A 10,941-nucleotide genomic window follows, 5' to 3' on the forward strand; every position below is an offset into this window, starting at 1 on the left:
TGGATTTTGGATGATTTTAGGGATCTTGTCCGACACGCATAAAAAAGTGGGCCGCGCCAAAAAAGCGATCGATATGCTTTTGGAAAACGGTGCGGAGTATCTCATCCATGCCGGCGACATCGGGAAAGAGGAGGTATTGGCCTATATGGAGAGCACACGCGTCCCCTACACGGCGGTACTGGGCAACAACGACCGCAAACTTGTCCCGTTGAAGGAGCGCTACCACCTCTTTACGGAGCCGCACTACTTCTGCATCGGCGACTTGAACGTCAAACTGATGCACCACCCCTGGTTCCTGAGCCCCGATGCCGATCTGATCGTCTTCGGCCACACCCACAAGTTTTCTCTGGAGTGCCGTACGGCAGGCCAGCTTTTTCTCAACCCGGGTGAAGTGTGTGCCCGAAACAAGCCGGTCAGCGAAGCGGTGCTTCTCAAGGTTCTCAAAGATGCATGGGAAGTGACCCACTGCCAAAGACGCATCAAAGAAACAACTTGGCACTATAACAAAAAAATATGTGAAAGAGTCGTCGAACATGTCTAAAAAAGTATTTTTGTGCGCCATCAGCAACATCTCCAGCGGCCACTGCCTCGAAGATTGCAAATTTTGCACCCAGAGCGTCAAGTACGGTGCGAAAATCGAGCGCTTCTACCACAAACCGATCGATACGATCGTCGAAGAGGCGAAGCTGGCCAAAGCACGCCAGGCGATCGGGTTTTGTCTCGTCACCGCCGGCAAAGGGATCGACGAAAAGACGTTGCGCTTTGTCTGCGAAGCGGCAGAAGCGGTCAAAAAAGAGGTCGAAGATCTCAATCTCATCGCCTGCAACGGCACGGCGAACACCGAACAGCTTCGCACCCTGAAAGATCACGGCATCGACAGCTACAACCACAATCTCGAGACGTCGGAGCGGTTCTATCCGCAGATCTGCACGACCCACGGATGGAAAGAGCGCTTTGAAACGTGTGAAAACGTCAAGAAGGTGGGGCTCAAACTCTGTACCGGCGGTATTTTCGGCCTGGGCGAAAGCATGGATGACCGCCTGTCGATGCTCGAGTCGATCGCTTCACTCGATCCGGAGTCGGTTCCGATCAACTTCTACCACCCAAACGTCGCGCTGCCGCTCGAAGGGAGGACCCTTCCGATGGAGGAAGCGCTCAAAATGATCGAAACGGCCCGCAGGATGCTGGGCGATCGCCGCATCATGGTGGCCGGCGGTCGTGAAATCACTTTCGGCGACGAAGATTACAGAATCTTCGAAGCGGGTGCCAACGCCATCGTCATCGGAAACTACCTCACCACGCAAGGAAAAGACCCGATGCGCGACCACGCCATGCTTCAAAAGCACGGCTACGAGATAGCAGCAAGTTGCAATGACAAGTGACGTCATCATCATCGTCACGCTCTCTCTGCTCATCTGGGTGGCGCCGTTCATCGCGAAACTGATCAAACTTCCGACCACCCCCGTCGAAATCATGCTCGGCTCCGCCGCCGGGGCGATCGGCCTTTTCGGGCACGGCCACAACGAGCTCTTCGATCTGGTCGCGGAGTTCGGCTTTCTCTATCTGATGTTCGTCGCGGGACTCGAGGTCAACGTCAAAAAACTGCTCAAAACCGATACGAAGATCCTCAAGACCGGATTCGTCTATCTTGGCATTCTCTATGCCCTCTCGACGCTCATCGCCTACCAGCTCGGCATGAGTTTCGTCTTCATGGTGATCTTCCCACTCATTTCGGTCGGGCTCATCGCCGCACTCTCCAAAGAGTACGGCAAAGAGAGGCCTTGGATCAAACTCTCGCTCACCATCGGCATCCTCGGCGAGCTGGTCAGTATCATCGTCCTCACACTCGCGAGTGCTGGGATTCAGTACGGCGTCGGCCTGGAGTTTTTCACGAAAATCACGACGCTCGCGCTTTTTATCGGAGCGTTGGCGCTTCTGTACTACCTGCTGCACCTGCTATTTTGGTGGTATCCCGAGATCCGAAACGTCATGATGCCCTACTTCGACACCAAGGAGCAGGATATCCGTCTCAGTATGGCGACGCTCTTCATCATGCTCGCCATCATGATCTACCTGGGGCTCGAGACGGCGTTCGGTGCCTTCATCGCAGGCGTTTTCATCGCCACGTTCTTTTCGCACAAAGAGGATCTGGAGACCAAACTGTCGAGTTTCGGCTTCGGCTTTTTGATCCCGATCTTCTTCATTCATGTCGGAAGCTCTCTTCCGATTGCCGCACTGGAAAAAGAGGGGCTCATTCTGTTGGCTTTCATCATCGCCGGCATCATGCTTTTCGTGCGGCTGCTGGCCTCCTTCGCGTTCATCCGTTACTGTGGTGTCAAAAATTCGGTCCTTATCGGGCTTTCTCACGCCATGCCGCTGACGCTGCTCATCGCCGTGGCGACGTTGGCATATCACGCCAAAAGTATCGATCAGTTCAACTATGAAGCGTTCGTTCTGGCGAGTCTTCTGGAGGTGATCATCGCGATGGTGGGCATCAAACTTTTGACGCGTGATGCCCCTGACGAAGAGTGCCGTCTGACGACATGATCTTCTCCACGATCTCACCGGCCGGACGGTCGGCGTCGACGGTAATCTGAGCCTGCGCTTCGTAGATCTTCTCACGTCTTTCAAAAAGCCTCTTCGCCTCTGCGAGATCATGAAACAGAGGGCGTTTCGCCCGTTCTTCGGGAGATATGCGTTCCAGAATCTTCTCGAAGGGCAGTTTCAGATAGACGACGACGCCGATATCGTGTAAGCGCTCCACGACAAGCGGCATACCGCCGCCGGTGGAGATGATGCTTCCCCGTACACATTCGGCCATCCAGCGTGCACTCTCTCGCTCGAGTTCCCTGAAATAAGCCTCCCCTTCCTCATTGAAAATCGATGCGATGGCCCGCCCCTGTGCCGACTCGATAAGAGCGTCGGCATCGAGGAAGTAGCGGCCGCTCTTTTGGGCCAGCAAACGCCCCACCGTGCTCTTTCCCGAACCCATAAATCCGATGAGAACGATATTTTCAGCGCACGTCGAGGAGGTAGCCATCGTCCGTTTTTTCAATGCTGTATCTGTAAGGGGCGTCGAAGGTCACCACCACACGGTAGTAACCGTTGTGGTTGCCGATGTCCATCGCGCGAAACGGTGGAGTCTTCAGTGGAATATGTTTGGTGAGAAAGCCCGCTTCTCTCTTGAAGTCGATGGCGACTTTAAATGGATGCGTCAAGTGAAAGGAGCGGATTTTCCTGTCTTTGGTAATGATATGAATCCGCTTTTCGGCAACTTCGAGCGAAAGAAACGGCAAAGGGCGGTACGTCGATGAGGGCTCGATTTTTTTGTGGGTTCTCTTCGTTTGGGGCTTTCGACTCGAGACTTTCGGTGTTCCCCGAGCGCTCCCACCCTCCTGCACCACCACAATCGGTTTATGCCAATCGATCGACCGGTCGACCGCGACGATCTCTTTCTTGATCGATCCGTCGATGGATTGGTAATAGAAGGCGACCGATGTCAAAATCCTCGCGTCACGTGGAAGCTTCACTTTGACCGTTTCAAACGGGGGGACTTTCTTCACCTGATTGGAGGTGACCGGAAGTACCGTACTGTCGATAACAGGTTTGAACGGGTTTTCCCTTGCAAAGAGCGACAATATTCCCAGACAAAGTATGAAAAGACTTCTCATGATTCCGGCTCCAGCTGTTTCAGCTCAAAATACTCTTTTTGCAGAGCCGCATTTTGGGCCTTGAGGGTTTTGATGTGGGTTTCGTAGGTCGCACGCTGCTCTTCCAGCCCCAGTAGTACCGTCAGGGAGTTGGGGCCGAAAAGCAAAATCCCGGCATAGATGCCGAGTGCGATCACCGCGGCGAGCGCGACGGCGATCCGTTGAAGAGGCAGACCGAAAAGTGCGGCAGGCGCACGCTCCTCGGTCGGTACGACCTCGATTTCGGACATTATCCGAAGATCTCTCGGCCAAGGTATTCGAAGTAGCCGAGCTCACGCTCGATGGCGAGAAGGCGGTTGTACTTCGCGATACGCTCGCTGCGCGCCGTCGATCCGGTTTTGATCTGGCCGGTGTTGAGCGCGACGGCGAAATCGGCGATGAAACTGTCTTCACTCTCCCCGCTTCGGTGGCTCATGACACAGGTGTAGCCGTTGCGCTGCGCGAGGCGGACCGTCTGCATCGTTTCGGAAACCGAACCGATCTGGTTCGGCTTGATCAGGATCGAGTTGGCGATTCCTTTGCTGATCCCTTCATTCAGGATGGAAGCGTTGGTGACGAAAAGATCGTCACCGACGAGCTGAACTTTGCAGCCCAGACGCTCGGTCAGCACTTTCCACCCGTCCCAGTCATCTTCGCTCAGACCGTCTTCGATGCTGACGATCGGATACTTCGCGATGAGCTCTTCGTAATATTCGACGAGCTCTTCGCTGCTGAGCGTCCTGTTTTCGCTCTCGAGTCGGTAACCACCTTCGGCGACCAGCTCGCTACTGGCGACGTCGAGTGCGATCGCGATCTGCTCGCCCGGCTTGTAGCCCGCCTTTTCGATCGCCTGCATGATCACCTGGATCGGCTCCTCGTTGCTGGAGAGGTTCGGCGCGAAACCGCCCTCGTCACCCAGTGCAGTGCTATGGCCTGTCTCGTGAAGGATCTTTTTGAGATTGTGGTAGACCTCGGCACTTGCACGGAGCGCTTCGGAAAACTCGTCGAAACCGGTCGGCATGATCATGTATTCCTGGAAGTCGACGCTGTTGTCGGCATGGCTTCCGCCATTGATGATGTTGAGCATCGGCGTCGGCATAACCAGCGCATTGGCGCCACCGAGGTAGCGGTAGAGCGCCATATTGAGGCTCTTTGCCGCCGCACGCGCGACCGCCATCGAAACACCCAGTACCGCATTGGCGCCGAGATTACCGTAATTGTCGGTCCCGTCGATCTCTTTCATGATCGCATCGACTTCGCTCTGATTGTACGGGCTGAGACCGATCAGTTCATCGGCGATTTTGATGTTGACGTTTTCGCACGCGGTCAACACCCCTTTGCCCATATAGCGGTCTCCTCCGTCACGCAGCTCGAGCGCTTCGCGTTTTCCGGTGCTCGCACCACTTGGAACGATCGCATCGGCGCTTGTTCCGTCGCTCAGGCGCACCGTCGCGCGTACCGTCGGGTTCCCCCTACTGTCCATGACCTCGTCGGCTCTGATATCGTCAATAAAAACCATCGTAATTACTCCTCTCCAGCTGATTTAATCTCTTCTTCGCTCATTTCGAGCATCTTGCTCCCGATACCGAGCGCCTGCTTGATCTCCTCTTCGATCTGTTCCGCAAGCTCCCGGTTCTCTTTGAGTGTCTGTTTGGCGTTTTCGCGTCCCTGGCCCAGCTTCGTCTCTTTGTAACTGAACCACGAACCGCTTTTATCGATAATGTCGAGTTTCACACCGTAATCGATGATCTCGCCCTCTTTGCTGATCCCCTCGCCGAACATGATGTCGAACTCGGCGATCCTGAACGGAGGCGCCACCTTGTTTTTGACCACTTTGGCCTTGACGCGGTTTCCGATCTGGTTTTCACCCTGTTTCAGCGTCGCGATACGGCGCACGTCGACACGAACGGAAGCGTAGAACTTCAGGGCGTTACCGCCGGTCGTCGTCTCCGGGCTTCCATACCCCATCGTACCGATCTTCATACGGATCTGGTTGATGAAGATGACCGTCGTCTCCATTTTGTGGAGCACGCCTGTCAGTTTTCGAAGCGCCTGGCTCATCAGACGTGCCTGCAAGCCGACGTGGGTATCGCCCATGTCACCCTCGATCTCGGCCTTGGGTGTCAGCGCCGCGACCGAGTCGACGACGATGACGTCGACCGCACCGCTTCGTGCGATCGTCTCGACGATATCGAGCGCCTGCTCCCCGAAGTCGGGCTGGCTCACCAACAGGTTTTCGACATCGACTCCCAAGTTCTTCGCGTAGCGCACGTCAAGCGCATGTTCCGCGTCTATGAAGGCACATATACTGTTGTTTTTCTGCGCCTCGGAGATAATCTGCAGCGCCAGTGTCGTCTTACCGGAACTCTCCGGCCCGTAGATTTCGATGATACGCCCGCGCGGCACGCCGCCGATACCGAGTGCCATATCGAGCCCCAGAGAACCGGTGCTGATCGCTTCGATCGGTTCGATCTCCTTGTCGCCGAGGCGAACGAGCGCCCCTTTGCCGAACGCCTTGTCGATCTGTTTGATCGCGACGTCCAACGCTTTCTGTTTATTCGGATCGATGTCCATAAATACCTCACGTAAATTTGAAATTAGAGATATTTTAACACTATTTCGATAAAATCAAGCAAAAACTGAATCAGTGGGAAGTGAGAAGCAAGAAGTGGTAAACAGTCAGCCGCAAGAAGATTCGATCCAGAGTCCAAAATCGAGAACCCAAAATCCCATCACCATCGCACACTCGCCCGATGCGGACGATATCTTCATGTACTACGCTGTCAAGTTCGGATGGGTTTCGACACCGGCACCGTTCGAAAATATCGCACTCGACATCGAAACACTCAACGAAGCGGCGATCGCGGGCACCTACGACGTCACGGCGATCAGCTTCGCGCTCTACCCGAAAATCCGTGACGACTTCGCGCTCCTTCGCACCGCCGTGAGTTTCGGCGAGGGGTACGGCCCAAAGCTCATCAAACCCAAAGGGAAACGACTGCGCCGAAACTTCAAAGTGGCACTCAGCGGCCGCCACACGACCAATGCGATGCTCTTTCGCATCGCCTACCCCGAAGCGCGTATCGTCTACAAAAACTTTCTGGAGATCGAAAAGGCGGTACTCGAGGGTGAAGTGGACGCCGGCGTACTGATCCACGAAAGTATCCTCGATTTCGACGAAAGCCTCGAAGTGGAACGCGAAATCTGGGATATCTGGCAGGAACTCGCAGGCAAAACGCTGCCGCTGCCGCTCGGGGGCATGGCTCTGCGCCGCTCCATTCCGCTGACGCGTGCCATCGCCGTCGAAAAGGCACTGATCAAAGCGGTCGACGTCGCCAACACCCACCGCGGCCTTCTGGCGAAAATGCTTCTGGAACGCGATCTCGTACGCATCGACGCCCCCACGCTCGACAGATACCTCGACCTCTACGCCAACGACAAATCGGTGACGATGGACGAAACCCAGCTCGAAGCCCTCGACCGCCTCTTTCGGATCGGCTACGACCACGGATTCTACGAATGCCCGATCCACGCCGAAGATTTCATGATTCCGCATGAATATTTGGAAGCGAGAAACTCATGATGGAAATGGGGAATTGAAAATGGTAAAAAGGAGCGGAGCGACTTTTCCTGAATTCTCCATTTTCCATTTTCCATTTTCCATTCGCTCCTTCGTGGAAGGAGCGTAACGTGGAAGCCCAATTCATCGCTCTCGGGGTCGAAACGCTCAAGGTCGCCCTTATTCTCTCACTGCCGATGTTGCTCGCAGGTCTCATCGCCGGACTGGCCATCAGCATTTTCCAGGCGACGACCCAGATCAACGAGATGACGCTCAGTTTCATTCCGAAAATCATCATCGTCGCACTCGTCATGATCATCACGATGCCGTGGATGATGAATACGATGATCGACTTCACGACCCGCCTCTTCGATATGATCAAGGATTTCGCCTTTTGAGAAAACGGCAGATCGACTTCTCGAAATTCTCAAGCATCAAGATCGGTCCAACCGTCGATGTCGCCGTCCTTGAAAAAGGGGACAACCCACCCGAAGACCACACCCTTGTCGGTCATGCCAACAACCTCCTGGTGGGCCCGACCCCACCCCCGCTGATGATGCTCGGAAAAGATTTCGACTACCTTCGAATCGAAGGTGAACGATTGATCATAGGTGCCGCCACGCCGACGGGGAAAATTCTCTCGTTTTGCAAAAAGCACGATATCGGGGGCTTCGAGTATGTCGCGAAACTTCCAGGCACACTGGGCGGAATGCTGGCGATGAACGCCGGGGTCAAATCGCATGAAACCTTCGACACTCTCGTGGAGATCTCGACAAACGAGGGAACGTTCCCAAAAACGGCGATAGCGCACGGTTACCGCTTCGCGAAGCTGCCGGGTGTCGCCTACGAAGCGTCGTTCCTCTTCAAAAAAGGGTTCGATACCGCACTGGCCGAGGAGCTGCTTCGGCTGAGGAACAATCAGCCGAAAGAGCCGAGTGCCGGAAGCGCTTTCAAAAATCCGCCGGGCGATTATGCCGGACGGCTCATCGAAGCGGCCGGCCTCAAAGGGTACCGCATCGGAAATATGGCCTGGAGCGGTATGCACGCCAACTTTCTCGTCAATCTCGGCGGCGGCACCTTCGACGAAGCGATGGAGTTGATAACACTCGCCCAAAGCCGTGTCGCCTCCATTTTCGGCATTACCCTCGAACTCGAACTCAAAATAATTAATAACTCTCATTAAACATTTTTATTTCATAAATTCTTCTGATTTGTTATATAATTCCTCAAAATTTTTATCAGAAGGATGACTTATGCCACGGAAAATATCCTGGTTTACAGGCGGCATTTTGATGGCGCTGCTGATTCTCTTTACCTTTTCGATCTGGGGCGCCGACCGACCAATCGGTGCTTCGACCTACGTTCCCTACTTTGCAAGCATCATCTTCGGACTTGATCCCGAGCAGTATGAGTATGTTGCGGAAGTGGAAAAAGCGGGGGCATGGGAAGGTGTCATGCTCATCGGTGCCTTTCTCGGTGGTCTCTTCATGTCGATTTTCGTCACCAAAACCTTCCGGTTCAGCGTCCTCCCGGCGCTGTGGAAAGAGCGTAAAAACCATTCGGTCGCGTCCCGTCTTTTCTGGAGTTTCACCGCCGGCTTCATCATGATCGTCGGTGCGCGCCTGGCGGGTGGATGCACCAGCGGTCACTTTCTCTCCGGTGCCAGCCAGATCGCCGTAAGCGGTCTGATCTTCGGCGGTATCACGATGGCGACGGTGATCATCACCGGCCGGCTCTTCTATAAAAGAAAGGGAGCGTGACCATGATCGATCGATTTGTCCATATGTTCGAAATCGTCGCACAGGAGGGGCACGGCAATGTCTGGCTGGTCCTTTTCATCGGCTTCGTCTTCGGCGCGATCATCCAGTGGTCGCGTGTCGACAAGTTCGAAAAGATCGCCGGATTTGCGATGCTCGAGGATATGACGGTGCCGAAACTTCTCTTTTTCGCCATCGGCTTGGCGAGTATCGGTCTCTATTTCATGATAGAAGCGGGATACGCCCACTACCATGTCAAACCGATCATGCTCGGGGGTATCGTTATCGGCGCCGTTCTTTTCGGTATCGCGATGGCGATTTTCGGAAAGTGCCCCGGAACCGGCCCCATCTCGGTGGCGGAAGGGCGCATCGACGTTCTCGTGGGAGCGATCGGCGGAATATTCGGCGGCCTCTTTTTCACGATGGCGTACCCATGGCTCAAACAGATCATGGGCCCGGACTACGGCGAACTGACCCTCCCCGAACTTTTCCACGGGCATGAATCGACGGTCGTGCTTCTTTATGGCATTGCCCTCATCGCTGTCGCTTTTCTGATTCCCAACATCGAGTATCTCGATCCGGAAGATCACGAAGAGAAAGCGGAAATTTAACCCTTTCAAACCAACTCGATACCACACTTTGCTATAATGACCTCCTTACAAGGAGGTCACCATGCAGATCAAAACCCACGGAATTCACATCGAACTGATGCAGGTCGACGATAGCGCCTATGTCGAGTTCAAACTTATCGGAAAACTGACACATGAAGATTACGAGACCTTTGTGCCCTTTATCGAAAGTGCCGTCCGGAACCTTCCGCCAAAGCGTCTCAATATCCTCATCGATATGACCCATTTCGAAGGATGGACGCTCGAAGCGGCATGGGACGACTTCAGATTCGGACTCGAACTCCGGAAAGATATCAACAAAATGGCGGTTGTCGGCGATAAAACATGGGAAGCGCTCTTCGCCAAAATGGCCGACTGGCTCATCGCAGGGAAAGCGAAATTTTTCCACTCTGCCGAGGAGGCGCGCACTTGGCTGATGCAGAGTTGAATCTCAGCGAAAAGATCGCGAAGCAGATCGCACAGATCGTGAAAGAGAGTGTCGAGATCGATATCGAAGTGATGCAGTTTCTGAAAGAGGATTTCGAAGAGATACGAGAAATCGCGAAACGAGAGAATATTTCGTCGAAGAATCTGCTTCTTCAGATTCTGGAGGGGGTCAAGAAAGGATTGATCGAAAGCGGAAAGATTACCGTGGAGGAGATCAAAAAGATTCTGGAACAGTCCGAAAAAGAGCTTCACGATCTGGAAAACCGAAAGAAAAAGCCTGAAAAATCGGCATAAAAAAAGGAGAGCCAAAAAGCTCTCCTTCCCATTCCCCCGAATGTAGCAGCTGTTGAAGCTTACTTGCTCGCAGCGGCTTTTGCAGCTTCGAGTGCTTCTTCGTATTCCGGCTCTTCTGTAATTTCAGGAACCAGTTGCTTATAGACGATCGTACCGTCTTTGTCGACAACGAAGATCGCACGTGCAGTTACGCCTGCAAGCGGGCCTTCAGCGATAAGTACGCCGTAAGCGTTCGCGAAATCTTTGTTACGGAAGTCAGAAGCGACCGTCAGGTTTTCGATACCTTCAGCAGAGCAGAAACGTCCTGCAGCGAACGGAAGGTCCATAGAGATAACAGTCGTATCGACACCTTCGATTTCAGCAGCTTTCTCGTTGAATTTGCGTGTTTCAGCCGCACATACCGGCGTATCGAGCGAAGGAACGACAACGAGAAGTTGAACTTTGTCCTGTGCACCGCCGACTTTTTTGTCTGCAAGACCTTCCGCGTTTACAACGGTTACTTCCGGAGCTTTGTCTCCAACGTTTACTTCGTTACCAGCCAGTTTGACTTCGTTACCTTTGAGCTTAGTAGTTGCCATAGGATTTTC

General features: G+C 53.9%; 16 protein-coding genes. 10 read left to right on the forward strand and 6 right to left on the reverse strand.

Going from position 1 to position 10,941, the window contains the following annotated elements:
* Positions 1-10: 10 nt before the first annotated feature.
* The 3 genes from QUD54_RS06495 to QUD54_RS06505 are packed head-to-tail and all read left to right on the forward strand — an operon-like array spanning position 11 to position 2,547.
* Positions 11-541 (forward strand): YfcE family phosphodiesterase, encoded by a 531-nt coding sequence (locus QUD54_RS06495; RefSeq protein WP_286335908.1) that lies wholly within the window; start codon positions 11-13, stop codon positions 539-541.
* On the forward strand, positions 534-1,382 hold the full coding sequence (locus QUD54_RS06500) for a biotin synthase (protein WP_286335909.1): 849 nt from the start codon (positions 534-536) through the stop codon (positions 1,380-1,382). Before QUD54_RS06495 ends, QUD54_RS06500 begins: the two co-directional genes overlap by 8 nt.
* Positions 1,372-2,547, forward strand: a complete 1,176-nt coding sequence (locus tag QUD54_RS06505) for a cation:proton antiporter (protein ID WP_286335910.1) — start codon at positions 1,372-1,374, stop codon at positions 2,545-2,547. The genes QUD54_RS06500 and QUD54_RS06505 overlap by 11 nt, the downstream gene beginning before the upstream one ends.
* Here the strand turns inward: QUD54_RS06505 and QUD54_RS06510 are convergent.
* Genes QUD54_RS06510 through recA form a run of 5 tightly spaced genes read right to left on the reverse strand, consistent with a single transcriptional unit; the run spans position 2,495 to position 6,263 of the window.
* Positions 2,495-3,040 carry a shikimate kinase gene (locus tag QUD54_RS06510; protein WP_286335911.1) on the reverse strand — a complete coding sequence of 182 codons (546 nt, stop codon included), beginning with the start codon at positions 3,038-3,040 and terminating at the stop codon, positions 2,495-2,497. The two genes, QUD54_RS06505 and QUD54_RS06510, sit on opposite strands and share 53 nt — an antisense overlap.
* Positions 3,015-3,671 carry an AMIN domain-containing protein gene (locus QUD54_RS06515; RefSeq protein ID WP_286335912.1) on the reverse strand — a complete coding sequence of 219 codons (657 nt, stop codon included), beginning with the start codon at positions 3,669-3,671 and terminating at the stop codon, positions 3,015-3,017. The genes QUD54_RS06510 and QUD54_RS06515 overlap by 26 nt, the downstream gene beginning before the upstream one ends.
* Positions 3,668-3,940 (reverse strand): hypothetical protein, encoded by a 273-nt coding sequence (locus QUD54_RS06520; protein ID WP_286335913.1) that lies wholly within the window; start codon positions 3,938-3,940, stop codon positions 3,668-3,670. Before QUD54_RS06520 ends, QUD54_RS06515 begins: the two co-directional genes overlap by 4 nt.
* Complete coding sequence (eno, locus tag QUD54_RS06525; RefSeq protein WP_286335914.1) at positions 3,940-5,208, reverse strand: phosphopyruvate hydratase; 1,269 nt, start codon at positions 5,206-5,208, stop codon at positions 3,940-3,942. The genes QUD54_RS06520 and eno overlap by 1 nt, the downstream gene beginning before the upstream one ends.
* Positions 5,209-5,213: 5 nt before the next feature.
* Positions 5,214-6,263 carry a recombinase RecA gene (gene recA, locus QUD54_RS06530; RefSeq protein ID WP_286335915.1) on the reverse strand — a complete coding sequence of 350 codons (1,050 nt, stop codon included), beginning with the start codon at positions 6,261-6,263 and terminating at the stop codon, positions 5,214-5,216.
* Positions 6,264-6,459: 196 nt separating this feature from the next.
* Between recA and QUD54_RS06535 the strand changes: the two genes are divergently transcribed.
* The 7 genes from QUD54_RS06535 (at position 6,460) to QUD54_RS06565 (ending at position 10,354) form a co-directional block, all read left to right on the forward strand.
* The gene (locus QUD54_RS06535; protein WP_286338021.1) at positions 6,460-7,272 is read left to right on the forward strand and encodes a menaquinone biosynthesis family protein; all 813 of its coding nucleotides are present in this window, start codon (positions 6,460-6,462) and stop codon (positions 7,270-7,272) included.
* Positions 7,273-7,379: 107 nt separating this feature from the next.
* Positions 7,380-7,646, forward strand: a complete 267-nt coding sequence (fliQ, locus tag QUD54_RS06540) for a flagellar biosynthesis protein FliQ (RefSeq protein ID WP_286335916.1) — start codon at positions 7,380-7,382, stop codon at positions 7,644-7,646.
* Positions 7,643-8,431, forward strand: a complete 789-nt coding sequence (locus QUD54_RS06545) for a UDP-N-acetylmuramate dehydrogenase (RefSeq protein ID WP_286335917.1) — start codon at positions 7,643-7,645, stop codon at positions 8,429-8,431. Before fliQ ends, QUD54_RS06545 begins: the two co-directional genes overlap by 4 nt.
* A gap of 70 nt (positions 8,432-8,501) precedes the next feature.
* On the forward strand, positions 8,502-9,008 hold the full coding sequence (locus tag QUD54_RS06550; protein ID WP_286335918.1) for a YeeE/YedE thiosulfate transporter family protein: 507 nt from the start codon (positions 8,502-8,504) through the stop codon (positions 9,006-9,008).
* 2 nt (positions 9,009-9,010) lie between these two features.
* Positions 9,011-9,616, forward strand: coding sequence for a YeeE/YedE thiosulfate transporter family protein (locus QUD54_RS06555; RefSeq protein WP_286335919.1), 606 nt, complete (start codon positions 9,011-9,013; stop codon positions 9,614-9,616).
* 61 nt (positions 9,617-9,677) lie between these two features.
* Positions 9,678-10,061, forward strand: coding sequence for a SpoIIAA family protein (locus QUD54_RS06560; RefSeq protein ID WP_286335920.1), 384 nt, complete (start codon positions 9,678-9,680; stop codon positions 10,059-10,061).
* A complete protein-coding gene (locus QUD54_RS06565; protein ID WP_286335921.1) occupies positions 10,043-10,354 on the forward strand; it encodes a hypothetical protein in 312 nt (103 codons plus the stop codon). The genes QUD54_RS06560 and QUD54_RS06565 overlap by 19 nt, the downstream gene beginning before the upstream one ends.
* Before the next feature lie 59 nt (positions 10,355-10,413).
* Here the strand turns inward: QUD54_RS06565 and tpx are convergent, their stop codons facing one another.
* Positions 10,414-10,932, reverse strand: coding sequence for a thiol peroxidase (gene tpx / locus QUD54_RS06570; protein WP_286335922.1), 519 nt, complete (start codon positions 10,930-10,932; stop codon positions 10,414-10,416).
* Positions 10,933-10,941: the final 9 nt, after the last annotated feature.

Source organism: Hydrogenimonas cancrithermarum, assembly GCF_030296055.1.
GTDB classification, from domain to species: Bacteria; Campylobacterota; Campylobacteria; order Campylobacterales; family Hydrogenimonadaceae; genus Hydrogenimonas; species Hydrogenimonas cancrithermarum.